26 protein-coding genes are annotated in these 25793 nt (G+C 36.2%); 12 read left to right on the plus strand and 14 right to left on the minus strand.

Annotated features, from left to right (window positions below; all coding sequences use genetic code 11):
• Positions 1–25: 25 nt before the first annotated feature.
• Positions 26–706: a (d)CMP kinase gene (cmk, locus tag EV200_RS21220; protein WP_132536399.1), complete on the minus strand. Its 681-nt coding sequence runs from the start codon at positions 704–706 to the stop codon at positions 26–28.
• 74 nt (positions 707–780) lie between these two features.
• Between cmk and arfB the strand changes: the two genes are divergently transcribed.
• Positions 781–1200 (plus strand): alternative ribosome rescue aminoacyl-tRNA hydrolase ArfB, encoded by a 420-nt coding sequence (gene arfB, locus EV200_RS21225; RefSeq protein WP_132536401.1) that lies wholly within the window; start codon positions 781–783, stop codon positions 1198–1200.
• Positions 1201–1274: 74 nt separating this feature from the next.
• Here the strand turns inward: arfB and EV200_RS21230 are convergent, their stop codons facing one another.
• Both EV200_RS21230 and lon read right to left on the minus strand, forming a co-directional pair.
• The gene (locus EV200_RS21230; protein WP_132536403.1) at positions 1275–2222 is read right to left on the minus strand and encodes a lipid A deacylase LpxR family protein; all 948 of its coding nucleotides are present in this window, start codon (positions 2220–2222) and stop codon (positions 1275–1277) included.
• An 82-nt stretch (positions 2223–2304) separates the two neighbouring features.
• Positions 2305–4776 (minus strand): endopeptidase La, encoded by a 2472-nt coding sequence (gene lon / locus EV200_RS21235; protein ID WP_132536405.1) that lies wholly within the window; start codon positions 4774–4776, stop codon positions 2305–2307.
• Between the two features lie 311 nt (positions 4777–5087).
• Between lon and EV200_RS21240 the strand changes: the two genes are divergently transcribed.
• Positions 5088–5708 (plus strand): tetratricopeptide repeat protein, encoded by a 621-nt coding sequence (locus EV200_RS21240; protein ID WP_132536407.1) that lies wholly within the window; start codon positions 5088–5090, stop codon positions 5706–5708.
• Between the two features lie 49 nt (positions 5709–5757).
• Here EV200_RS21240 and EV200_RS21245 read toward each other — a convergent pair whose 3' ends face one another.
• Positions 5758–6291: a hypothetical protein gene (locus EV200_RS21245; protein WP_132536409.1), complete on the minus strand. Its 534-nt coding sequence runs from the start codon at positions 6289–6291 to the stop codon at positions 5758–5760.
• Positions 6291–7814, minus strand: a complete 1524-nt coding sequence (gene gpmI / locus EV200_RS21250; protein ID WP_132536411.1) for a 2,3-bisphosphoglycerate-independent phosphoglycerate mutase — start codon at positions 7812–7814, stop codon at positions 6291–6293. Before gpmI ends, EV200_RS21245 begins: the two co-directional genes overlap by 1 nt.
• A gap of 170 nt (positions 7815–7984) precedes the next feature.
• On the opposite strand from gpmI, the gene EV200_RS21255 reads away from it, so the two are divergent.
• The 4 genes from EV200_RS21255 (at position 7985) to EV200_RS21270 (ending at position 10975) form a co-directional block, all read left to right on the plus strand.
• The gene (locus EV200_RS21255; RefSeq protein WP_132536413.1) at positions 7985–8383 is read left to right on the plus strand and encodes a DUF4783 domain-containing protein; all 399 of its coding nucleotides are present in this window, start codon (positions 7985–7987) and stop codon (positions 8381–8383) included.
• A 157-nt stretch (positions 8384–8540) separates the two neighbouring features.
• Entirely contained in the window at positions 8541–9383 is an 843-nt protein-coding gene (gene nadC, locus EV200_RS21260) for a carboxylating nicotinate-nucleotide diphosphorylase (protein ID WP_132536415.1), read from the plus strand.
• A 49-nt stretch (positions 9384–9432) separates the two neighbouring features.
• Positions 9433–10080: a glycerol-3-phosphate 1-O-acyltransferase PlsY gene (gene plsY, locus EV200_RS21265; RefSeq protein ID WP_029288920.1), complete on the plus strand. Its 648-nt coding sequence runs from the start codon at positions 9433–9435 to the stop codon at positions 10078–10080.
• 88 nt (positions 10081–10168) lie between these two features.
• Positions 10169–10975: a M48 family metallopeptidase gene (locus EV200_RS21270; protein WP_132536417.1), complete on the plus strand. Its 807-nt coding sequence runs from the start codon at positions 10169–10171 to the stop codon at positions 10973–10975.
• A 325-nt stretch (positions 10976–11300) separates the two neighbouring features.
• On the opposite strand, the gene EV200_RS21275 is transcribed toward EV200_RS21270, so the two are convergent.
• The 7 genes from EV200_RS21275 to EV200_RS21300 form a co-directional block, all read right to left on the minus strand.
• Positions 11301–12557 carry an anthranilate synthase component I family protein gene (locus EV200_RS21275; protein WP_132536419.1) on the minus strand — a complete coding sequence of 419 codons (1257 nt, stop codon included), beginning with the start codon at positions 12555–12557 and terminating at the stop codon, positions 11301–11303.
• 43 nt (positions 12558–12600) lie between these two features.
• Positions 12601–12822, minus strand: a complete 222-nt coding sequence (locus EV200_RS21920; RefSeq protein ID WP_208864591.1) for a hypothetical protein — start codon at positions 12820–12822, stop codon at positions 12601–12603.
• Positions 12823–13060: 238 nt separating this feature from the next.
• Complete coding sequence (locus tag EV200_RS21925) at positions 13061–13453, minus strand: BRO-N domain-containing protein (RefSeq protein WP_208864592.1); 393 nt, start codon at positions 13451–13453, stop codon at positions 13061–13063.
• Between the two features lie 167 nt (positions 13454–13620).
• Complete coding sequence (locus tag EV200_RS21285; RefSeq protein WP_132536421.1) at positions 13621–14901, minus strand: adenylosuccinate synthase; 1281 nt, start codon at positions 14899–14901, stop codon at positions 13621–13623.
• Positions 14902–14939: 38 nt separating this feature from the next.
• Complete coding sequence (locus tag EV200_RS21290) at positions 14940–15434, minus strand: Fur family transcriptional regulator (protein ID WP_132536423.1); 495 nt, start codon at positions 15432–15434, stop codon at positions 14940–14942.
• A gap of 282 nt (positions 15435–15716) precedes the next feature.
• Positions 15717–16154, minus strand: coding sequence for a hypothetical protein (locus EV200_RS21295; RefSeq protein WP_132536425.1), 438 nt, complete (start codon positions 16152–16154; stop codon positions 15717–15719).
• Positions 16155–16255: 101 nt separating this feature from the next.
• A complete protein-coding gene (locus EV200_RS21300; protein WP_132536427.1) occupies positions 16256–18463 on the minus strand; it encodes a RelA/SpoT family protein in 2208 nt (735 codons plus the stop codon).
• A gap of 110 nt (positions 18464–18573) precedes the next feature.
• Between EV200_RS21300 and EV200_RS21305 the strand changes: the two genes are divergently transcribed.
• The 4 genes from EV200_RS21305 to EV200_RS21320 all read left to right on the plus strand — a co-directional run bounded on the left by EV200_RS21305 (position 18574) and on the right by EV200_RS21320 (position 21982).
• Positions 18574–19188 (plus strand): DUF4294 domain-containing protein, encoded by a 615-nt coding sequence (locus tag EV200_RS21305; RefSeq protein WP_132536429.1) that lies wholly within the window; start codon positions 18574–18576, stop codon positions 19186–19188.
• A 5-nt stretch (positions 19189–19193) separates the two neighbouring features.
• A complete protein-coding gene (locus tag EV200_RS21310; RefSeq protein ID WP_132536431.1) occupies positions 19194–19709 on the plus strand; it encodes a glutathione peroxidase in 516 nt (171 codons plus the stop codon).
• A gap of 2 nt (positions 19710–19711) precedes the next feature.
• Positions 19712–20428: a bacillithiol biosynthesis deacetylase BshB1 gene (gene bshB1, locus EV200_RS21315; RefSeq protein ID WP_132536433.1), complete on the plus strand. Its 717-nt coding sequence runs from the start codon at positions 19712–19714 to the stop codon at positions 20426–20428.
• Positions 20429–20620: 192 nt separating this feature from the next.
• Positions 20621–21982 carry an acyl-CoA dehydrogenase family protein gene (locus EV200_RS21320; protein ID WP_132536435.1) on the plus strand — a complete coding sequence of 454 codons (1362 nt, stop codon included), beginning with the start codon at positions 20621–20623 and terminating at the stop codon, positions 21980–21982.
• Between the two features lie 75 nt (positions 21983–22057).
• Here the strand turns inward: EV200_RS21320 and EV200_RS21325 are convergent, their stop codons facing one another.
• Positions 22058–22459: a hypothetical protein gene (locus tag EV200_RS21325; RefSeq protein WP_132536437.1), complete on the minus strand. Its 402-nt coding sequence runs from the start codon at positions 22457–22459 to the stop codon at positions 22058–22060.
• A gap of 2 nt (positions 22460–22461) precedes the next feature.
• The gene (gene lat / locus EV200_RS21330) at positions 22462–23793 is read right to left on the minus strand and encodes an L-lysine 6-transaminase (protein ID WP_132536439.1); all 1332 of its coding nucleotides are present in this window, start codon (positions 23791–23793) and stop codon (positions 22462–22464) included.
• A 718-nt stretch (positions 23794–24511) separates the two neighbouring features.
• On the opposite strand from lat, the gene EV200_RS21335 reads away from it, so the two are divergent.
• Positions 24512–24847, plus strand: a complete 336-nt coding sequence (locus EV200_RS21335) for a toxin-antitoxin system YwqK family antitoxin (RefSeq protein ID WP_132536441.1) — start codon at positions 24512–24514, stop codon at positions 24845–24847.
• A 1-nt stretch (position 24848) separates the two neighbouring features.
• The gene (locus EV200_RS21340; protein WP_132536443.1) at positions 24849–25352 is read left to right on the plus strand and encodes an endonuclease V; all 504 of its coding nucleotides are present in this window, start codon (positions 24849–24851) and stop codon (positions 25350–25352) included.
• Positions 25353–25793: the final 441 nt, after the last annotated feature.

Raw genomic sequence — 25793 nt, forward strand, 5'->3', positions numbered from 1 at the left:
AAAATAAGCAGATAAATATAAAATACTATCCGGCCATCAACGGTTCAACTTTTCCGATTGCAAAATTGAGCTGTTCCTCCTGGGTTAAATTTGTATTGTCTAAAATAATGGCATCATCAGCCCGCACTAGGGGACTTTCTTTACGGGTGGTGTCAGCATAATCACGATGTGCCAGGTTTTCAAAAACTTCTTCCAGCGTGGTTTGATTATTGCCTTTGCTTTCTAATTCTTTAAACCTTCTTTCAGCCCTGATTTTCGGATCAGCAGTCATAAAAAACTTTAAAGGTGAATGCGGAAAAACGGTGGTGCCAATATCGCGGCCATCCATCACAATGCTTTTTGATTTGCCCATCCGCTGCTGTTGTTTTACCATTTCATGGCGAACAATTTTATGAGCAGACACTTCACTCACGTTTTGTGAAACTGGCATTAAACGAATCTCATCAGAAACTTCCTCACCATTTAAAGTGATATGTGACTCATAATCTCTGGAATGAAAGTTTAATTCAATATGTTGTAAAGCATCAATAACAGCTGCATCATCACTCACATCAATATTGTTTCTCAAAAAATATAGTGTAACGGCACGGTACATGGCGCCGCTATCTACATAAATAAAACCTAATTTTTTAGCCAGGGCCTTTGCAAGGGTGCTTTTTCCACACGATGAATAGCCATCAATAGCTATAACTAAGTTCTTCTTCATTCTGTTACAAAGGTAAAAAAAGACTGTTTAGTTACTAGCTTTTTTAGTTGGATTATCTTTTATAATTTTGTAACATGTTACCCACCAGAGAAGAAATTTTAAAATCAGTTACTTTCAAAACTTCCAGAAGTGGGGGCAAAGGTGGGCAAAATGTAAACAAAGTTTCTAGTAAGGTCGAATTGATTTTCGCTTTAGAAGCAAATGATTATCTTAGTGAAGAGGAGAAAACTCTATTGAAATCTCGTTTGGAAAATAGGTTAGATAGCGAAGGTTTACTCCATATTGTATCTCAGGAAGATCGAAGCCAATTGCTAAATAAGGAGAAAACTGTTGCGAAACTAATTGAACTTCTTAAACAGTCTCTTCATGTACAGAAAAGGAGAAAGCCAACCAAAATTCCTAAAGCTGTTATTCAAAAGCGCTTAAAAAATAAGGCAGTTAATTCTGATCGAAAGAAAAGCCGAAAAGCCCCAAACACCCTAAACGGGGAATAAAACCCAAAGTAAAAAACTGCTATTTTTATTAATACTATAGAAAGTCAAAAGTCCTTTTAGTTGATTTAGTGGTTTTATATTCCGAATCGATAATACAAACTCAAGCCACCATAATTCTGCGCCTTAGCAACACTTTTAACTTCCTTTGTTTTAAATATAATATTGAAATCTGCCGTAAATCTCTTTGAGCTGTAGTTTACGCCAAACTGTTGTTCGAAAACAATTGGTTGTACATCAAAAGTAACCGGACTATTGTTCTTAAATAAACTGCCTTGTATAGTAGCGTCATAAGCCACAACATTTAATTGGGGTTTGGCATAGAAGAAAAATTCTGATTTATTTAATGCAGCTGTTTTTGAGTCACCTATCACCGCATTATGATAAGCACTATTAAACAACTGGTTTAATCTTCCTGCTCTAAATAAAATTGATGTACCTAAGCCTGAAAATGTAGTACCTAAGTTTGCATAACCCTGGCCACTTAAATCAACTATATTATCGCTAGATCGTACCAAAAGCTTACTGTAGTTTGCAGCAAGGTTAACAGCGAATTCATTTTTAATTTGATATTCCCATCCGGCAGGGGTATAAAAGCCAACTGTTTTATGTAGGAATTTCTGTGCATCCTGTGCCAGTGAATTTGGCCCAACGGTTCCTATTTCTACACTGGTTTTCAAAACACTTTCATTTTTATAAAATACAGAATAAGCAGCACCGGCATATAAATAACCGGCGAAAGGCCGGTCTTGATCTTCTCTTTTAGCTACCTGCCCCCAATATGGTGTATACATTTTCTGACCGGCAGAAATTTCATAGGTTTTCTTTTCTATTTTTTCTGAAAATTTTGCTGGATCTATTGCCCTACGAAAATAAAGGAATAATCCATTGGTATAGTAACGGTCGTTTAAGGTAGCTAAGTAAGCATCATTTTCGGTTTTAAAACCAAATTCATTTTTGAAAGACTGACTGAAACCTGTTAGACAGATTAAGCAAAGAATAGCAGTGGTGAAAAATAATTTCATAAAAAAGCCCGGATGATTACCCGGGCTATAAATGTATTTATTGTTATTGAATTTTCGAAAGATCATCCAAAAGATTTACCATTTAATTGACAATCGGAGCAGCTTTAATACTCAGGTCTAATGGTTTTTTAACTTTATTTTTTGTTAAAGCCAATTCTATTACCTCACTCATTTCGCTTACGTAATGGAAAGTAAGGTCTTTAATGTAGCTTTCTTTAATCTCTAAAATATCCTTTCGGTTACTTTTACAAAGGATAATTTCCTTAATATTTGCTCTTTTGGCAGCCAGGATTTTTTCTTTAATCCCCCCTACAGGCAAAACTTTACCACGCAAGGTGATTTCACCCGTCATGGCTAAATGTTGTTTTACCTTACGTTGGGTAAATACAGAGGTTAGTGCGGTTAACATCGTTACACCAGCTGAAGGTCCATCTTTAGGTGTTGCACCTGCAGGTACGTGAACATGAACATCCCAATGATCGAATAGCGCATAATCAATGCCAAATTCTGCTGCATGTGCACGTAAGTAAGCCAGCGCAATTACCGCTGATTCTTTCATGACATCCCCCAGATTACCCGTTAAAGTCAGTTTCCCTTTACCCGGACTTAAGCTAGATTCAATAAATAAGATATCACCACCAACACTTGTCCAGGCTAAACCAGTAACCACACCTGCTACTTCATTGCCCTCATATAAATCTTTATCATAAATTGGTGCACCTAAAATGCGTTCAACATCTTCATTGGTTAAAGTTACATTGTATTCTTCTTCCATAGCTACCTTAGTAGCCACACCACGCACTAGAGAACCTATTCTTTTTTCTAAACCACGTACGCCAGATTCACGGGTATAGTCTTCAATTACCTTTTCAATCAGCGCAGGTTTGAGGTTGATATGTTTATTTTGTAAGCCGTGGTTTTCTTTCTGTTTTGGCAGAAGGTATTTCTTAGCAATCTCAATCTTTTCTTCAATTGTGTAACCATTCACCTCAATAATTTCCATACGATCCAATAATGCTGGTTGTATAGTACTCAATGAATTGGCTGTTGCAATGAATAAAATGTTAGATAAATCATAATCCATTTCTACATAATGATCATAGAAAGCATTATTTTGCTCAGGATCTAATACCTCAAGTAACGCTGAGGATGGATCGCCACGGTGATCAGTTCCAACTTTATCAATCTCGTCTAAAACAAATACAGGGTTATCTGCACCAGCTTTTTTGATGGATGAAATAATACGACCTGGCATTGCACCGATATACGTTTTACGGTGACCACGAATCTCTGCTTCATCGCGAATGCCGCCTAAAGCCATTCTAACATACTTACGGCCTAAAGCTTTCGCAATGGATTTTCCCAATGAAGTTTTACCAACACCCGGAGGGCCAACCAGGCATAAGATCGGCGCCTTCATATCTCGCTTAAGCTTCAGTACAGCAAGATATTCAACAATACGTTGTTTTACTTTTTCTAAGCCAAAGTGGTCTTTATCTAAAATGCGTTGTGCTCTTTTTAAATCAAAATTATCCTTTGTAAATTCACTCCAGGGTAAATCCAATAGCAATTCAAGGTAATTCAATTGAACAGAATAATCTGGAGCAGCCGGATTCATCCTACCTAGTTTATCAAGCTCCTTCTCAAAGTGATCATTAACTTCTTTTGTCCATTTCTTCAGTTTTGCTTTTTCTTGTAAAGCATCAAACTCTAAGTCGGCAGAGTTTCCACCTAATTCTTCCTGAATTGTTTTTAACTGCTGGTTTAAGAAATAATCACGTTGTTGTTTATCCAGATCGGTACGAACTTTAGATTGAATTTGATTTCTTAATTCCAGCATCTGTAATTCAACCATCAACAATTCCATTACCTTCTGTGCCCGATCCAGCAATTTATTCATTTCCAGAATCTTTTGCTTATCGGCCATTTCGGCATTCATGTTTGATGAAATAAAATTGATCAGAAATGAATTGCTTTCAATGTTTTTCAAAGCAATACTAGCCTCGCTTGGAATATTTGGAGACAGCTGAATAATTTGAGCTGACATTTCACGTATAGACGCAATTAAAGTTTTAAACTCTTTATCAGCCTTGTGTTTTTGCTCCTCAAATTTTTTGACAACAGCCTTGATGTAAGGCTCATTCTGAACTTCTTCAATCAGACTAAATCTTTGCTTACCTTGTATAATTACAGTGGTATTGCCATCTGGCATTTGTAGCAATTTAATGATATTAGCCACTGTACCCACCGTGTTAAGTTGCTCAAAGGTAGGGTCTTCAATAGAAACATCCATTTGAGATACTACCCCAATAATTTTGTTTCCTTTGTAAGCTTCTTTTATTAATTTTATTGATTTATCCCTTCCAACGGTAATTGGAATAACCACTCCTGGAAATAAAACGGTGTTCCTTAAGGGTAAAATAGCTAATGTTTCAGGCGTATCCTCATTGTTCATTTCCTCTTCGTCTTGTTGAGACATTAAAGGGAAAAATTCGGTATCCTCATTGATTATTGGCATAGCAGAATGGAAATCAAATATATCTTGTTTACTCATTTTCACGTTTTCCTCTCACGACAAACTGGCAGTTTGATCGTATTCACATTGTTTAATTATGTTAGTAATATAATAAATTCAACTCTTGTGCCAAAGTAAAAACTATATTAATCTTATGTTAAAAAGGCAGAGAAATATAATTGTTGAGATAAATATCATAATTCTTCTAATTTAGCGTTAATGCTAATATCTGGGGCATTCCGTTTTTTAAGGGTAAAAAAATTAAAAACTATTAAATTATTATAATAGAATTATATTGCAAAAAAAACACCCCCTGAAGGTGCTAGATTTATCTAAATTATTATTCATACATGAACTATTTTAAAAAAGCGATTTTAGGATTAATTATTTTCTCATCAACTACAAGTTTTGCCCAGAACAATTATGAAAAGAGCATGCAGGCCATGATGAAGGGTGATTATAAAACTGCTGTTACACAATTAGAAAAAGCTGATACCAAAACCCCTGATAATGCCAATGTTTTAAAAATGTTGGGTTATTCTTATTTTCAAAATGGAGAATATGAAAAGTGTATTGCAACCTATAGTCGTTTACTGGCCATGAAGCCTAATGAGGTTTCTGCCTATTATTACCGTGGAAAAGCAAGATTAAATATCGCAAATGATCCGAAAGAATCGCTGAATACCATGCGTGAAAATTTCTATACTGCTGCCATTAAGGATTTTACCAAAGCCATTGAAATTAATGGAGATGAGGATACACAGATGTTTCAAAATCGTGGGTTAGCCTATAAAGATTATGCAATTTATAAATCTTACAAAGTAAAAAAGGGAGCAGAGAAGGTTGCCTGTATCGGTTTATTTAACAGTTCAATTGCCGATTTTCAGAAAGTACTCACCATGCAGCCATTAAGAAAAGATATTATCGACTGGGTTACTTACGATAAAGCACAGATAGCCAGCTTAAAATAAATTTAAAAATCCATAAAAAAAGCAGTCAACATTAGTTTGACTGCTTTTTTTATGGATTAAATCTGGCAATTATTGAATAATTTTTAGTGTCAAGAAATCTTATTTTCTGTTGTTTTTTAATCTGATACAATTGATCTGGAACATAGATAAGCGTATCCCGTGATTGAAATAAAATATTCTTGTTATTAATGATGATTTCAACTTTACTTACTTGAGAGAATCGGTGTGTTACTGAGATTTTCTTAATTGGAATCTTCTTATTGTTAGTTGTATAAGTATCTACGTCAACTTTTTTATTAACTTCAAAACTACCTTTCCAGGAGTTTTTGTTAATATCTGCATTTACAAAAATGGCAAGTTCTTTATCCCAGTCATTAATCAGTGAGGTTTTATTCTCTTCGATACCGTTAATACTTACCGTTTTATTTACTTTGGTTTTGGCTTTTTTCAAACGAAGAATCTCTTTTCCAAAGTAGCCTTTTAAATCGAAATAAGTTAAATCGGTATTTGCTTTAGCTTCTTCACGCTGATTGCATGAAAGAAGTGCCAAAGCAAATACCAGTATATAAAGGGGTTTGATCATTATATTAATACGTTTCCAGTCATTTCAGCTGGAATATCAACGCCTAAAATTTTAAGAACGGTAGGGGCAATATCACCAAGTTTTCCATCGGCAATAGTTTTATAATCACTGTCGATAAGGATACAAGGAACCAGATTAGTGGTATGGGCCGTATTTGCAGATCCATCGCCATTAACCATAAACTCAGAGTTCCCATGATCTGCTAATAAAATAAATGAATAACCATTTTCCAAACCTTTATTGACTACAGTTTCAGCGCATTTATCTGCTGTTTCTACGGCTTTTACCACCGCATCAAAAACACCTGTATGGCCTACCATATCCGGATTGGCAAAGTTTAAGCAAATAAAATCTGCCCATCCCGATTCCATTTCTGCGGTGATGGCTTCTGTTATTCCGGCTGCACTCATTTCTGGTTGCAAATCATATGTGGCTACCTTAGGTGAAGGAATTAAGATGCGTTTCTCATTTGGAAATTCAGTTTCCCTTCCGCCCGAAAAGAAGAAGGTAACATGAGGATATTTTTCCGTTTCTGCAATACGAATCTGATTCTTATTATTTTGAGATAGAACCTCACCAATAGTTTTGGTCAGATCATCTTTGGTAAACATCACATTCACTTTCTCAAAGCTTTCATCGTATGTGGTCATGGTTACATAATACAATGGTAACTTATGCATTTGCTGCTCCGGAAAATCTTTTTGTGTTAATGCAGTAGTAATTTCTCGTCCTCTATCTGTACGGAAATTAAAACAGATTACCACATCATCAGGCTGAATAGTTGCGATAGGCGCTCCATTTGCTTGGGTAAGCACTACCGGATTTAAAAACTCATCCGTAATGCCATTGTGATATGAATTTTGAATGGCGTTCAAAGCATCCTGTGTTTTTTCTCCAACACCGTTCACCATTACATCATAGGCACGTTTTACACGCTCCCAGCGGTTATCACGGTCCATTGCATAGTAACGGCCGATCATTGTAGCCAGTTTTGCGTTTCCATGCTGAAGGTGATTTTGTAGATCGGTAATAAAACCTAATCCAGAATTTGGATCTGTATCCCTGCCATCCAAAAAGGCATGTACAAAAGTTTTTTCAACCTGAGCTTCATTTGCTGCATCGCAGAGTGCTTTTAAATGTTCAATATGTGCGTGAACACCTCCATTTGAAACTAAACCGATAAAATGAACAGCTTTATTATTTTGTTTCGCATAATCAAAAGCATTAAGTAAAATAGGATTTACATGCAATTCCCGGTCTGTTATGGATTTGTTAATTCTTCCAAGTTCCTGATAAACAACTCTACCAGCACCTAAATTCATATGTCCAACTTCTGAATTTCCCATTTGTCCGGCAGGCAATCCTACAGCTTCGCCGGATGCTTCCAGCTTTGAATTTGGATAGTGTTGTAATAAGGAATCAAAAAAAGGTGTTTTTGCAGCGTATGCAGCATCAGAATTATCCTGATGTCCGTAACCCCAGCCATCTAAAATGATAAGAGCGACTTTTTTATTATTTACCATATATATTCAAAAATTATAATTAAGAACAAAACATTTTCTTGTAAATCGTGTTCTAGTATTCTATTCACATGGCAAATATAACTTTATTGAAGGTTATACACATTAAGAAATCTGTTTTTTGATAAGCTAATGGCATAATTTTAGCTACTCTTTCTGCATAAAATACAGAAATGATCCGGAGCTTCTTTTTACTTATCATTAGTTTATCGTCATTATATAGTTCTAAAGCCATTCAGGCTGATATTATTGATGATTTATCATCGTATTTTAAAGCAGGTAATGCTAAAGAGATTGCTAAAAATTTTGCTTCAACTATTGAACTGATTATTGTTGACGAAGAAGATGTCTATTCTAAAGCACAGGGTGAACAAATTTTGAGGGATTTTTTTGTCAAACATCCTCCTGTTAAAACAAGTGTTTTTCATAAAATTAACAATAGTCCAAATTATCGGTTTGGTGTTGTAATTTTAAGTACCTCGAAAGAAACATTCAGGGTTTCTATCACCATGAAAAAATTTAACAGTAGTTTTTTGATTACTGAATTAAGAATTGAGCCTGCAAAGGATTAAGACTAAATTTCTATTATACAAGGCACCGAATAATTTATTAAACATAAATAAGTTGCCGTCAATATCAGCTAAATTCTTAAGTCAGCTTCCTTTTAAATATATCTATCAATTGTACGCTCACAAATAATTCTTATTTTTGCGGCATAAAATCTATACTTTGGATATTCAACTTATACATCAATTTATAAAAAATGCTCTTGCTGAAGACGTGGGAGATGGAGATCACACTTCATTATCAACCATTCCGGAAGGAGCTCAGGGTAAGGCAAAACTAATCATTAAAGAAGATGGAATTCTCGCTGGGATGGAAATGGCACAGGAGATCTTCAAAATTGTAGATGCTGATTTACAAGTGACAACATTGTTGCAAGATGGAGCCGAGGTAAAAGTAGGTGATATAGGATTAACAGTAGCTGGAAGTACACACGCTATTCTTATTGCAGAAAGGTTAGTTTTAAACTGTATGCAGAGAATGAGTGGAATTGCAACGAAAACACATCGCATTGTTTCACTTTTGAAAGATACTAAAACTAAAATTTTAGATACCCGTAAAACAACACCTGGTTTACGTTACCTTGAAAAATGGGCAGTGAGGATTGGTGGTGGTGTTAATCACCGGATTGGGTTGTATGATATGATTTTAATCAAAGACAACCATGTTGATTACGCCGGCGGAATTTCCAATGCCATTAATTCGACCAAAAAATATTTAGCTGATCACCATAAATCTTTGCAAATTGAGATTGAAGTGAGGAATATTGAGGAATTATCGCAGGTATTGGCTATTGGAGGTGTAGACCGGATCATGCTGGATAACTTTAGTTTCGAAAATTTAAAAACTGCTGTAGCACTAATTGATGGTAGGTTTACAACCGAGGCATCTGGTGGTATAACAGAAGAAAATGTTTTAGAATATGCTGCTTGCGGTGTAGATTTTATTTCAATGGGTGCACTTACACATTCTGTAAAAAGCCTTGACATCAGCTTAAAAGCATACTAAATTGATGTGTTATAAAATTGAAAGCTTATTTTTTGTATCATTGTAGGCTATGGTTACGGTTTATTCGCTTAGTGCCTTATTGTTCGCGTATCTATTTGGATCTATACCAACCGCTGTATGGCTTGGTCAGGCCTTTTATGGTATTGACGTAAGAGAGTATGGAAGTGGTAATGCAGGTGCAACCAATACATTCAGGGTTTTAGGTAAAAAGGCAGGTATAGCGGTAATGATCATTGATATTGCCAAAGGCTATACGGCTACCAATTTAGCCTATTTAATAGGCATGTCTGTTACCGGACCACAAAATTCTGTTGTTTTTGTGAATTATCAACTTGCCTTAGGTGTTACTGCAGTAATGGGACATTTATTTCCTGTTTTTGCAGGTTTTAGAGGCGGGAAAGGAGTGGCTACACTTTTTGGAATGATTTTGGCAGTTAACTTTGAAGCATCTATGCTTTGCGTTCTGGTTTTCGTGATTGTACTCTTATTAACTAAATATGTTTCATTAAGTTCTATCTGTGCTGGCTTTACATTCCCACTCAGTGTTGTCTTTTTGTTTCAGGTCTCTATAAAATCAGAAGTGCTTTATGGCATGGTGGTTTGTGTTCTGATCTTAGTTACACATCAAAAAAATCTCGAAAGATTGCTGAAAGGCAAGGAATCCAAAGTGTATTTGTTTAGGAAAAAAACTAATTAACTAACAAAAACACACTATTAAAAACCTATTACAAGCATACTGTTTAATTTTCGGTTTGCCTAAAAGGTTTATTATTTAACTAATCATTATGAAAAAACTATTTTTAACGGCAGGTATTGCTGGCATTTTATTATTTAATTCATGTTCAACAGTACCTTTAACAGGACGTAGTCGATTTGATTTGGTAAGTAATGATCAGGTTTTGCCAATGGCTTTTCAAGCCTACAGTACTTTTTTAACTGAAAATAAAAGCACTGTTTTATCAGCATCCAATGCGCAAGCCTTAAAAGTGAAAACTGTTGGCAATAAGCTAATTAATGCAGTAAAAACTTATATGAACAACAATAACTACGGTAATTTAATTGCTGATTACCAGTGGGAAGTTAACGTAGTTCAAAATAATGAGAAAAATGCCTGGTGTATGCCTGGAGGAAAGATTGTGGTTTATACAGGTATCTTACCAGTAACACAAGATGATGCTGGTTTAGCAACTGTAATGGGGCATGAAATTGCTCATGCTATTGCTGGCCACTCGGCTGAGCGTATGTCGCAGGAGATGGTAGCACAAGGTGTTGGAGCAGCTGCCGGAGTAGCATTATCTAAAAATCCTAAGACACAATCGATTTTTAATACTCTTTATGGTGTAGGTACGCCAGTTGCCATGCTAAAATTTAGTCGTAATCAAGAGTTGGAAGCAGATCGCTTAGGCTTAATCTTCATGGCTATGGCCGGATATAATCCACAAAATGCAACAAGTTTCTGGAATAGAATGTCGGCTGCGTCTGCAGGAGCACAAAAACCAGCAGAATTTTTAAGTACCCACCCAAGTGATGCAACTCGTATTGCTCAAATTCAAAAATATTTACCTGAAGCACAGCAGTACTATAAAAAATAAAGCCTTCAAGGTAGAAGGCTGAAGGTTTAAAGGTTGAAGGTGTATGCATAGTGCAAAAACCTTCAACCTTTTTTATTTTTAATAGATGAGCCTATCTATCTTTAATGAAGTAATATGTCCGATAATCATGATTATCTATTAAAAATATATTACATAATTAAAATAGAAAAATGATATGATTGGTTATGAGGTATATTATTTTTTTGGGCAAACCTTAAAACATACTATTGTAGTGATTGTTTTTCCTAACCACCTAACCACCTAACCACCTAACCACCTAACCACCTAACCACCTAACCACCTAACCACCTAACCACCTAACCACCTAACCACCTAACACCTTCAACATCGCACTGGCTTTGAGCAAACACTCTTCATATTCCTGTTCTGCATTGCATTCATAAGTAATTGCTCCTCCAACCTGAAAGGATAAATATTTATTTCCTGCATTGTAAAGTATACTTCTGATGATCACATTGAAATCAAAGTCGCCGTCTGGATTAATGTAACCAAAAGAACCTGAATAGATCCCACGTTTAGTTTCTTCATACTCTTCAATTAATTCCATTGCTTTAACCTTAGGAGCACCGGTCATAGAACCCATCGGAAAAGTATTTTTTATTGCATCAACCAGATGAATTTCTGGATGAAGTTCACAACTGATCGTTGAAATCATTTGGTGAACCTGTGGAAAGCTATAGATGCCAAAAAGTTCATCTACTTGAACGGAACCCTTAACCGCAGATTTTGTAAGATCATGGCGCACCAGATCTACAATCATTACATTTTCAGATTGTTCTTTCGAATCGTTTTTAAGCTGAATGGCAATGCGCTCATCTTCCTGTGGATTATTGCTTCTTCTTGCCGTTCCCTTTATAGGTTGTGAAATGAGTTTGTTATCACGTTTGCATAAAAACCTTTCCGGTGTAGCCGATAAAATGTAATGATTTTTGATTTTGAAATAACCTGAAAATGGAGTAGGAGATAAGCTATTTAATGCTTCGAAGGTTTGTACAGGATTTATTACCGCATGTTCTGCAAAAAACTCCTGACAGAAATTAACTTCATAAATATCACCACGAAGAATATGATTTTTTAACGTTTCTACTTTATCGATGTATTGATCCTTTGTTATTCGCTTTGCAATATTAAGTTGATTATCATCAGGAATATTGCTGGTTTTAAATTGTTTGATCTCATCAATAATCGACTCATTACCTATTAAAACTTTTATTTCCCCATTTTTAACGCCAATCAAATACTTCGGAACGAAAAAGTATAAATCAGGAAAAGCAAGTTGGTCGGGATGATTCGATTCGAGATTTTCAATTCCGTTTTTAAGGTCATAGCTAAAAAAACCAAATATCCATTCTTTATGTAGCGAATAAAAGTTTTTTAAGTGATCAAATGCCTGAATTACCGGACATTCTAATTCATCGTGAACGCTAGCCGCGATCAGGAAATCATAAGCTGTGTAAATATCTTTATAGTCATTCGAATCCAACAAACAGCAAACATCAAACTGATTTGCCCAATGCAATGCCTTTTGTTTAAAATCAGGAATATTTTGTGTGGTTTTCAAAGATGCTATTTTTTATTTTGATGCGGTTTAAGACTATTTATTACTATTCCAGGTTTTTCTCATCTCTTTTTTCTGTAAGCCCTTTAAAATTTTGATTGCTTACTATCTTTTTACCCGATTTTTGCTCCAAATCTTCTCGAGCTTTACCCGCAACACTGCCACCTGCTTTTGCTGCGGTATGGTTTTCTTCAAAGCCTTTAACGTCTCTATTTTTGGCGATTTCTGTTGTTGAAGCCTCTCCCAGCATTGAAAAAATCAGTTCCAAATCGGTCATATGGTCTCTCAAATTCTCATTCGCTTTTGTTAAACCTTTTAACTTTTTGTAGTCGCTTGGTATAATGCCAAAAGTTGCTTTGCTAATTTCAGCAGTTAAAATGGCGTATTCCTTGCCTTCTTTAACACCTCTTTGTTTCCATTCATTAGTAAGTTCATCACGTACAAGAATGCCGCGAATTCGTTTTTCTATCCATTCATCGCTGTATCCTTTAGCTTTATAAGTGGCTCTAATTCTGGCTTGTGCTAATTCTGGCTTGTGCTAATTCGGGGTTCTCTATTTCGGCAATTCTTTCTGCGCCGATTTGTGCCAGCCATTGTTTAAAAGGTTCAGCCTTAGGCGATGGGATAGATTGAATAAGACGCAAGAGTTGTTCAGTATTGGCAACGTCCGTCATTCTCATTTTTCCATCAGGTGCCATCATTTTCAAACCGTTACAATTTGTAACGGTTTGGTTTCCCTCAGCTAAAAGTCTCTTTTTCAAAACCCTCCAATAGACTTGTGGATTGTGGCTTTCTGTTAATACTTCAACCACATCAACTATAGAGAAATACCATTTATCCTCTTGTTCATTCCATACAGAACGTACTGCCTTTTCTTCAAATAATTTTAAATCACTCATTTTTATTTAAATTAAACTTTAGTGTAATAATTAGATATCGATGAGATGTAATGTTTTCTGTAGGGAGTTCTAAGATAAATAAAGACTGTTAAAAAACTAAAAAATGTTATATACAGAAAAAGCAACCATGTTTCAGGTTGCTTTTTCTGTATAGGTATTGAAATATTTTAACGTAATTCTAAAGTTTGTGCTCTATCTGGTCCTACAGAAAGGAATTTAATTGGCACTTCTAATTCTTTTTCTAAAAATGCAATATAATCATTCAATTTAGCTGGAATCTGATCAACTGAAGTAATTTTAGTCACATCAGTAGCCCAACCTTCAATTGCTTTCAATACTGGTTTTGGTTCAATTGAAATGATATCATATGGCATGTAATCAATGGTTTCACCATTGTATTCGTAATGCGTACAAGCATAAATGGTTTCAAATGTATCCAATACATCAGCTTTCATCATAATTAATTCGGTTACTCCGTTTAACATGATGGCATATTTTAATGCAGGAAGATCAATCCAGCCACAACGACGGGCACGACCTGTAGTTGCACCAAATTCATGACCTAAAGCACGCAAATTCTCGCCAACTTCATTATCTAATTCAGTAGGGAATGGGCCACCGCCAACACGCGTACAATAAGCTTTAAAGATGCCGTAAACAGCACCAATTTTATTAGGTGCAATACCTAAACCCGTACATGCACCAGCAGTGGTCGTGTTACTAGAGGTTACAAACGGATAAGATCCAAAATCAACATCTAATAATGTTCCTTGTGCACCTTCCGCTAAAACTGCTTTTCCTTCTTTTAAATAGCCATTTACAAAATGTTCGCTATCTACATGAGGTATAGATTTTAAAAACTCAATAGCTTCAAAGAATGAAGCTTCTTTTTCTGCCAGTTCATATTCAAAACCATCGTAGTGTGAAAGGATTTCGGTGTGCTTTTCCACTAACTTAGCATAGCGTTCCTTAAAATCTGGAAGTGTAGTATCGCCAACGCGAAGACCATTACGACCAGTTTTATCCATATAAGTCGGGCCAATTCCTTTAAGTGTTGAACCGATTTTATTTTTACCCATGCGTGCTTCATTAGCCGCATCCAATAATTGGTGAGTAGGTAAAATTAAGTGTGCTTTACGTGCAATTACCAATTTGCCATCGGCAACAGGATCATGACCAGCTTTTTTTAAGTTATCTAACTCTCTTTTTAAAATGATTGGATCGATTACTACACCATTCCCGATAAGGTTCATGGTTTTTTCGTTAAAAATTCCTGATGGTATAGTATTTAAAACAAATTTTTTGCCATCGAACTCTAAAGTGTGTCCGGCATTCGGACCACCCTGAAAACGGGCAATAAGATCATATTTTGGACTGAGTACATCAACGATTTTTCCCTTTCCTTCATCACCCCATTGCAGGCCGAGAAGTACATCTACTTGCGTCATTATTAAAAATTTAAGCTGGTTTTATTTTGTGGATTGATTTAATTTTCTTCAATTTTGGTTGTCTTGGCAGACTCGTTCACTTTTCTGGCCATGCTGCAATCTGAGCAAAATCCATACAAGTTTAACGAATGGTGTTTTACATCGAATTTTAAAAGATCTCCAACCATGGTTTGAATTTGGTGAATGCGGGGATCGCAAAATTCTACTACTTTACCACATTCAATGCAGATTACATGGTCATGTTGACGGTAGCCATAAGATTTCTCAAATTGTGCCATGTTTTTGCCAAACTGGTGTTTGGTAACCAGATCACATGAAACCAATAACTCTAAAGTATTGTAAACCGTAGCTCGACTTACACGATACTTTTGATTTTTCATGTGGATATAGAGGGTTTCAACGTCAAAGTGATCGTTTCTAGAATATATTTCCTCTAATATGGCGAAACGCTCAGGCGTTTTGCGTAGATTCTTGTTTTCTAAATAAGCTTCAAAAATCTTACGAACGAGCTCATTTGTTTTTTGTTCAGGCATAGTGTTTAAACTCCAATCAAAGGTAGGTAAATTGTTTTTAAAAATGATTACGCCGATGAAATGATTACATAAATTTGAATTGTTGTACTGTTATAGTGTTTGATTGTTGAAATATTGAAATAAGTCGGGGGCAGGAAGATAAAGGTACGAAGTTCAATCTGCAAATGGTATGTAACGTTCCAAGGTTTGGAGAAGGTGACTGGTTTAGATAATTTAACATGTGATACAATATTTTCTTGCAACTTTAGCCAAGCCGTTGTTATAAGCTACGATTGAATCATGCTAAAACTCTCTGTTCCATTTAGGAAGCTGTCCAAATATTTCTGTATGTCGCTTGAGCAACTTATTTTCTAATAATCTTGGACAATCATTTAAATTTATATCATGTGTTGCATACCAATAAACATCCAAAGCTTCAATCCCCTCACTTAGCATTTGGATTGGCCATGATTTTCGTCTAGCAATTTTACCAAACTGATGACCGTTTACAATCCTATCTTTTATGCCACCCAAACCTGTTTTTCGAATGAACATTGTACCATCAGATTTAATCTTTCCTGACCTTCCAATATAAACTAGTTCAATTTTTCCATTCTTTAAAGCATACACAATATAAATTCCACTTTGGTTGGTTGGTGCATTGCAAACTTGACTTAGAGCATCGGTGGCGCGAAAGAAGAAATGGTCCTTCTTTTTATATTTTGTTAATTCATCGAACATCGTATTTGCATTTATTTTGTTACGTACTTAGCAATTTGATTTAATACATATAACTATTCGGTACTGCAGTCTGGCTTCGGACTCTGGACTCTCGGACTCTTTTATGCATCAAACCTCGTTACCCCCGTAACTCCTCTCACCTTTAATAGGTTCTTAATTAAATTCTCCAAATGTTCGGTGTCATTAACGAAGATCATGATTGAACCGTCAAATATGCCTTCATTGGTATCCACTGTAATGGAACGCATATTAACTTTAAAGTCAGTTGAAATTACCCTGGTAATATTATTGATTAACCCAACATCATCAATACCAACTATGCGTAAACCGGTTAAGAAAGTTAACTCCTGTTGTTTATTCCATTTTGCCTTCACCACTCTATAGCCATAATTGGCCATTAATTGCGCTGCATTCGGGCAATTGGTTCTGTGAATTTTGATCCCGTCACTAACAGTGATAAAACCAAAAACATCATCACCGGGAATAGGATTACAACAAGCCGCAAGCGTATAATCAATACGTTGCATGTCTTCACCTATTAATAATATATCAGATTCTCCGCCTTTTATTTTATTCTTAACACCATCTACAGATAAATTTTCAGGGCGTTCTGGTCCACGGGTTTCTACTTCTTTCTCGCTATTTAGATAGTCTTTAATATCTCTTAGCTCAATTTTTCCCAGCGCAACATTTACAAAAAGCTCCTGGGTAGATGGCAATTTGAAGAAGTAACTTAGTTTTTGTAGGTTATCGGTGTTGTAAGTGATTTTAAGCGATTTAAGCTTTCGCTCCAGAATTTCCTTCCCATTATCGGCAATTTTTCTTTTTTCCTCTTTAAGTGATGACTTAATTTTGGATTTAGCTTTCGCCGTCACCACAATGTTTAACCAATCTTCTTTTGGAGTTTGTTTATTAGAGGTGATAATTTCTACCTGATCGCCATTTTGGAGTTTATAAGATATGGGAACCAGTTTATGATTCACCTTTGCCCCAATACAGGTGGCACCTACTCCGGTATGAATTTCAAAGGCAAAATCTAATGCTGTTGCTCCTAGGGGCAACTGTAGCAGTGCACCTTTGGGAGTAAAAATGAAAATCTCATCAGAGAAAAGATTCATTTTAAAATCATCAAGAAAATCTAAAGCATTTGCTTCCGGATTGCTTAGCATTTCCCTAACTTTTTGGATCCATTGATCAAGGCCATTATCGTTGCTTGATTCTTTGTATTTCCAATGTGCAGCAAAACCTTTTTCAGCGATTTCATTCATGCGTTGTGTCCGGATTTGCACTTCCACCCATTGTCCACGTGGCCCCATCACAGTGGTATGCAAACTTTCATAGCCATTTCCCTTTGGTGATGATACCCAATCACGCAAACGGTCAGGATTTGGGCGGTATAAATCTGTTACGATAGAGTAGGCCTTCCAGCAATCTGCCTTCTCGTTTTCATAGGCGCTGTCTAAAATAATCCGAATGGCAAAAAGATCGTAAACCTCTTCGAAAGGAATATTTTTCTTTTTCATTTTATTCCATATTGAATGGATGGATTTTGGCCGGCCATAAACATCAGCAACCAAACCTTGCTCGTGAACAATTTCATCAATCGGTTCTACGAATTTTTTGATGAAAAGGGCACGCTCTGCTTTTTTCTCATTCAGTTTCTTAGCGATAAATTTATAAGTGTCAGGATCAAGATATTTCATGGAAAGATCTTCTAATTCTGATTTTATGGCATATAAACCTAAACGGTGGGCTAGTGGGGCGTAAAGATAAATGGTTTCGGATGCAATTTTCAGCTGCTTGTGGCGAGGCATGAACTCCATCGTACGCATATTGTGTAAACGATCAGCCAGTTTAATTAAAATTACCCTTACGTCGTCCGCCAGCGTAAGCAGCATTTTACGAAAATTTTCTGCCTGCAGAGAACTATTGGTATCAAATACGCCTGATATCTTCGTTAATCCATCAATAATTTTAGCGGTTTTCTTGCCAAATTCACGCTCAATATCTTCAAGTGTAATATCGGTATCCTCTACCACATCATGAAGCAAAGCGCATACGATGGATGTGGTACCCAAGCCAATTTCTTCAGCAGCAATCTGTGCCACTGCTATAGGATGATAGATATAAGGTTCGCCAGATTTACGTCGCATATCTTTATGGCTTTCAAGCGCCATATCGAAAGCCTTCCTGATTTCTTTTTTATCTCCTTTCTGCAACGTAGACTTGCTGGCCCGAAGTAAGGCCCTGTATCTCTTTAATATCTCTTGCTTTTCCGCCTCTAAATCAATCACTAACTCTGTTTTCATTTGTTTTTTTTGCGTAAAAATTTGCGTCTTATTTATGAATAAAACTTATATTAGTTGTGTTAGACGACTAATATATGAAATAACACCTAACTTTGTTAAAGTATAAATTTATGAATTTAAAAGGGCTAATCATTCTGTTTATTGTCATGATTTTTGGTGTTACACTAAAAGCCCAGGAGCCCGTAGCCCCGGTTTTTCCTAAAATGAGCAAAGCGGATACGATTAGGGTGGCCTCTACCAATGATAACGGAATGATGATTCCCTGGATGCAGCTGCAGGATGTGAGCATTTTTGCACATAGAATCTGGAAATCTCCTGCTGAACAAATGGCTTATAACAGGTTGCGCTACAATGTATTAAAAGTGATGCCTTATGCCCTTTTTGCAAAGCGTCGGTATCAGCAGTTGGAAGAAGATATTGCCCGAACACCCGAAAAAAAGGACCAAAAGAAACTGGTTAAGCAATGTGATCAAGAAATTAAAGACATGTTTAACCGTGAAATCAAAGAACTAACCATTACACAAGGCCAAATTTTAACGAAGCTCATCGATCGGGAAGTTGGAAGAACTACTTATGATATTGTAAAGCAAACTAAAGGTGGTTTTGCTGCTTTTTCTTATCAGATTGTTGCCCGTGTGGTTGGTCATAATTTAAAGAGTACTTACAACCCTAATGAAGATCGTGATATTGAATCGATCATCAGGACTTCAGGGTTTTATCAATAAATCAAATGCAGGAAAGCATTCCGAATATCTATTCTTTCAAGGTTAAGAAAATCAATGGGGAAGAACAACCCCTTTCCGCTTACCGGAATAAAGTTGTTTTAATTGTAAATACGGCATCTGAATGTGGATTTACTCCACAGTTAAAGGAACTGCAGCAATTAAAAGATGAAATTAACCATCCGGATTTTGAAATTTTAGGCTTTCCGACAAATGACTTTGGAAAGCAGGAGCCTTTGGCTGGCGATGATCTCGCCTCGTTTTGTGAAATTAATCATGGTGTAAAATTCCCTGTTTTTGATAAAATTATGGTTCGTGGTGAACACGCACATCCGCTTTATCAATTCTTAAGCGATAAAAAACAAAATTTGAAATTAAGTTCTAAACCAAGATGGAACTTTCATAAATATATTCTGAACAAAAAAGGCGAACTCGTTGATTTTTATTTACCCTTCACCAAACCCTTGAGTTCCAAGATTAAAAAGAAAGTTCAGCAGTTGCTGAACGAAAATGCCAATCAATAATCATGAAATTAGATATTTTAGTTATAGCTGTTCATCCTGATGATGCAGAACTTTGTTGTTCAGGAACAATTTTAAAACACATTGCGCTCGGTAAAAAAGTAGGAATTGTAGATTTAACCCGTGGTGAGTTGGGTACCCGCGGAACAGCTGAAACCAGAGATGAAGAAGCTGCAGATTCTGCCAGAATATTAGGTTTACATGCTCGGGAGAATCTTCGTTTCAGGGATGGTTTTTTTCAAAATGATGAATTTCATCGTTTGGAAGTGATTAAGGTGATCAGGAAATATCAACCGGAAATTATTTTAAGTAATGCATTGGAAGATCGTCACCCAGATCATGGCCGGGCCGGAGATTTGGTTTACGACTCAGTTTTTCTTTCAGGCTTACCTAAAATCGAAACAAAAGTTGAGGGTGTGAATCAGGATGCACATCGACCAAGATTATTGCTGCAATATATTCAGGATCGTTATCTGAAACCAGATATTATTGTTGATATCTCGAATCATATGGATCAAAAAATAGAATCGATCAAAGCTTTTAAAACGCAATTCTACAACCCTGATGTAGATGGTTTACAAACTTACATTTCTTCTCCGGAATTTTTTGAAACCGTGATTGGCCGTTCCAGAGAATTTGGTAAAAGCATTGGCGCAACCTTTGGTGAGGGATTTACTTCCAGAAAATTGTTAGGGGTAGATAATCTGTTTGACTTAAGGTAGGGAAATTGTCATTCAGAGCGCAGCGAAGAATCTTTAATATGTAATCGCTAACGCAAATACAGTACAAATTCCGGTTTGTGCTTTCTGTTTGGTTTGCTTTTCTATAGCCTATAGATTCTTCGTTCCTCAGAATGACAAAATCGGGTATCCAACAAAATCGCCAGTCATTTGTTACTCTCCAAACGAATAATCATGGCGAATATATTCTCATCACTGAAAAACGCATATAATCTTTTTAAACATGTAGATTTCGATAAGTTAGAAGCACTGTCTAAAAAGGTAGATTTACCCAAAATGGTGGAAACCATTTCCAGTTTGGATGATAAACAAATCCAGGGTATGATGAAAATGATGGGCGGATCAGGCAAAAAGAGAGAATTGCCACCAATTGAAGGTGATTTTTACCATCTGGGAGACGAAGCTTTGAAAGATGAAGATCGGCAACTGCAGTTAAAAGTTCGTGCGTTTTTAGAAAAAGAAGTGAAACCCATTGTTAATCACTATTGGAATAAGGCTGAGTTTCCGTTTGAAATCATTCCAAAACTTGCTGAACTCAATATCTGCGGATTAACCTATAAAGGTTATGGCTGCCCGGGGAAATCGAATTTGATGGAAGGTATCCTGGCGATGGAGATGGCTAGAATAGATACATCAATATCTACTTTTTTCGGTGTTCAAAGCGGACTTGCTATGGGTTCCATCTATCTCTGCGGATCAGAAACACAAAAACAGCAATGGCTGCCTTTAATGCAGCAGTTTAAAATAATTGGCTCTTTTGGATTAACAGAACCTGAAGTAGGATCTGCGGCTGCGGGTGGTTTAACCACAACCTGCAAGAAGATTGGTGATAAGTGGGTGTTGAACGGTCAGAAAAAATGGATTGGTAACGCCACTTTTGCTGATATCCTGATCATCTGGGCACGTGATGAGGGCGATGGTGAAGTAAAAGGCTTTATCGTAAAAAAGGATAATCCTGGCTTTACTGTAGAAAAAATGCAGGACAAGATGGCCTTGCGGATTGTTCAAAATGGAATCATCACTTTAACCAACTGCGAAGTGGAAGAAGTAGATCGACTTCAAAATGCCAATTCTTTTAAAGATACGGCCAAGGTTTTGCAAATGACGAGGGCAGGAGTGGCCTGGCAGGCCGTTGGTTGCGCACGTGGCGCTTACGAAAATGCTTTGGAATATACCCGAACCCGTAAACAGTTTGGAAAACCTATTGCCTCTTTCCAGTTAATTCAGAATCATTTAGTAGAAATGCTTTCTAACCTAACGGCGATGCAAACGCTGTGTTTCAGACTTTCTCAATTACAGGATCAGGGTTTATTGAAAGATGAACACGCATCCTTAGCCAAAGTTTTTTGTTCGTTACGCACCCGTGATGTAGTAAGCAAAGCACGCGAGGTAATGGGCGGAAACGGGATTTTGCTCGAATATAATGTGGCCCGTTTTGTGGCTGATGCAGAGGCCATTTACTCTTACGAAGGAACTAAAGAAATTAATACCTTAATTGTTGGACGAGCGATTACCGGATTTTCGGCATTTGTTTAATCTCGAATTTCTCCCGCAGATCAAGATGATTTTCGCTAATTTTTTTGCGGTTATCTTTTTGATCTGCGGGAAATTTTATAAAGGATATTTATTAAATGCCACCTGACTCATCGCACTTTTTTCATACAAGGCTATACAATCTTTATTGAATGAAGGATCGAAGTTTATAGCTCCGGGTTCCAATGTTTGAGGTACGTTTGCTTTTGCCATAAAGAAATAAACCTTTGTACTGCCATATTTGGTATGTGGCATTAAATTTCCATAATCTTCCATTTCTTTCCAAACAGAATCTTTAACGGTTACCACATAAATACGTTGTACTGGACCAGTATTATTCGCATTTCTATATTTAGCAACTTCTTTAAAGCCTGCTTTCATATCTTCTGTTCCAGGTTGATTAAATGTATCTTTAACCATAAAGAAAACTAAAATAAGAACGATTGCCGTAATGACGTAAATGAGGGATTTTCTACGCATGCTTACAATAAAGGCAATATTTTTTCCATAACCGTCAAGCCTTCGTCAATATGTTTTTGTTCGATACAAAGTGCTGGTCTGAAACGAATGGTCTTTTCACCACAACCTAAAAACATCACATTGTGTTCAAGTCCTTTATTGATAAAAGTATTGCGCATTTCTTTATTTGGAAAGTCAAATGAGCAGAGCAAACCGCGTCCGCGGACATTGGTCATTTTATCAAATTGCTGAGCAAGATTAGTCAGGTTGTCTTTTAAATACGAACCTACTTTTTCTGCATTTTCGCAAAGCTGATCATCTGCTATGATTTGTAGAATTTGAGATGAACGCACCATATCAACCAGGTTACCACCCCAGGTAGAATTGATTCTGCTCGGAACTTTGAATACATTTTTTTCTACTTCATCAACCTTGTTCCCAACCAATATGCCGCAGACCTGCATTTTCTTTCCGAAGGCTATAATATCTGGTCGTGCCTTTTCACTAAAGTTCTGGTGACACCAGAATTTACCTGTTAAACCCACGCCAGTTTGTACTTCATCGTAAATCAGGAATGCATCATTTTCATCAGCCAAAGTTTTCAATTGAATCAGAAACTCTTCACGGAGATGATTATCACCACCTTCAGATTGAATGGGTTCTACAATAATGGCACAGATCTCATCTTTGTTTTCCGCAAAAGCCTTTTTAATCTGTGCTATAGATGTTTCTTCTGTTTGAAGGGCATGATTTAAGTTCTCACCAGAGAGTGGAAAATTCACTTCAGGTACGGATACCCTTGGCCAATCGAATTTGGCAAACCATTTTGTTTTATCAGGTAAGGTATTGGTGAGGCTTAAGGTATAGCCTGTTCTGCCATGGAATGCCTTCTCGAAATGTAATACTTTAAATCCTTTTTCTTCCGTATATCCTTTGGCAAAGTTCTTCTGAACTTTCCAGTCCATGGCCACTTTGATGGCATTTTCGACAGCCAATCCCCCGCCCGCGATAAAGAAAGCATGTGGCAAATAATCTGGAATCCCAATTTTGGAGAAGGTTTCTAAGAATTGGGCATATTGCTGGGTATAAACATCAGAGTTAGATGGGTTTGCCATCGCAGCCAGCAATAAATTCTTCTTGAAGTTTTCATCATTCACCATTTTAGGGTGATTGTATCCCAGAGGCACAGATGCAAAACAGGTAAAGAAATCGAGGAGTGTCCGGTTGTATTTAGCATCATAAATATAAGCACCATGACTTTTTTCCATATCATAGGTCAGGTCGAAGCCATCGGCTAAAATGTGCTTGCTTAATGATTCTTTAACTTGGTCGGCAGGTATGGTTAACTCGTACATAAACTTGGTTTTGATATAATTCAAATTTAGTAAAATGTGCCTGGAATCAAAATTTAAGCACTTTTTACAAGAATTAGCCAAAAAATACGTTTAAACAGTTTAAAGTATGATTATAGACAAAATCGCGTTTTAGACTTCGGGAATGTGGAAAACTTTTTTGGCTAAGCAACCAAGTAAATGATTGATGAAACGATAAGTATTACGGATTTGTACAAGTAATGTATTCAGGTATCGTAGAGCCAATTTAATAATCTATATATACATCCTCTCACCAACGCGTTCCTGCTGCATGTGAAAATATAAAATAATAGATCAGGCTGTGATCATATTATTTAAGAATTGAAACAGGAATATTCAAAGCACACGTATAAGTTGTGGAACATACACGATGCTTACGTACAATGCCTGGAAACTTTATCCTCGAACAAAAAAATGTTTCTTGTTAAATTGTTCCGGAATTGGTTTTACTCAGGTTATTTCCGATTTTACCGTTGATTGGTTTTGATTGGTGCGGCGATTACACCCACTAAAGGATAGATGTAAGTTATTTATCTTCTTAGGACGGATTTGACCGCTAGTTAAAAAATGATGTTTTAGGTTTAGGTTATCATCGAAACATTAAATATGGTACTGCTCAAGATAAAGTAATTCAGCATACTTTTGTTGATTGTTTTTATATTTTAGATTTGATAACTTTTATAAGACCTCTTTAATAATTATGCTGCGAATAGAATATAATGATCCTGATTTAGATTTGGACGACAAACCTACCAACTGGGGGGGAGGGGTATACCTGTACAAGGGGCAGCAGTTTACAGGTATAAAGACATTCCATGAAGAAATTACCAATATTTTAGATGCAGAATGTGAATATGTTGATGGAATTCCTGATGGTCGCCAAGTTGAATATTGGCCAAATGGAAATTTAAAAGAAGAATATTTTCAGAAATACGATTACCATATCGGTTCTTTTAAAAGGTGGGATGAGAATGGTAATTTAATTAGCCATCAAGAAAATGATCAGTTTGGGAATTGGGTAAAAACTATACTTTAAAATGATACTCGCGCTTGATGTCCACTACAAAGATGATGGTTCAGCTAAATCAGTTGGGGTTTTATTCAATTTGAAAGATAGCCAGCCAAAGGAGATTTTGGTTGCTTACCTAGAGGAAACAGATGAATACATCCCAGGCGAATTTTATAAGCGGGAGCTTCTATGTTTATTAAAAATTGTAGAAAAGGTAAGTATGCATGATCTGGAAGCTATTGTTATTGATGGATACGTTTATATAGATAATGAAAAAAGGTTTGGCTTGGGTGGATATCTTTGGCAAACATTAAATGAGCAGATTCCGATAATAGGAGTAGCGAAGAACTTTTATCATGGTAATAACGAAACAGTTAAACAAATATATCGGGGTAAAAGTAAAAAACCTTTATACATTTCATCCGTTGGACTTGAGTTAGATACAGCATCAGACTTTATTACACAGATGCCAGGTGAATTTAGGATACCTCACTTATTAAAACAATTAGACACTATAACCAAGGAAAAATAAGTTACCTTAACTGATTTCCCTCGCTGGCGCCGCGTGTGAAATATTATTATAACAATTCATACTGATTTTTTATTAAATAGAGCGTAGTTCTAGTGGTTTCTTTAATAAAATATTAGCAAAAGGAAATCGCCTCTGGTTTAAGAGTTCGCTTTTTCAGCGGTCTCTTAAATTTAGCTTGAAAACGAAGACTTTGTCTGAAGATATAGCAGAAACAAAACGACTGTAAAACAGCTCTGAAATAGTTACGAATAATTGTTTGGGAATAAAATTTAAAAAATGAAATGCATTACCCATGGCAACAAAATATAGGTTTGGCGATAGTAGCATACCACATTTTATAACCTTAGCTGTTGTAAACTGGATAGATGTTTTTAGTAGAGAATGTTATAAAGAGATAATTGTAGAAAGCTTAAAGTTCTGTATAACAGAGAAAGGACTGAA

The organism is Pedobacter psychrotolerans, assembly GCF_004340665.1.
GTDB classification, from domain to species: Bacteria; Bacteroidota; Bacteroidia; order Sphingobacteriales; family Sphingobacteriaceae; genus Pedobacter; species Pedobacter psychrotolerans.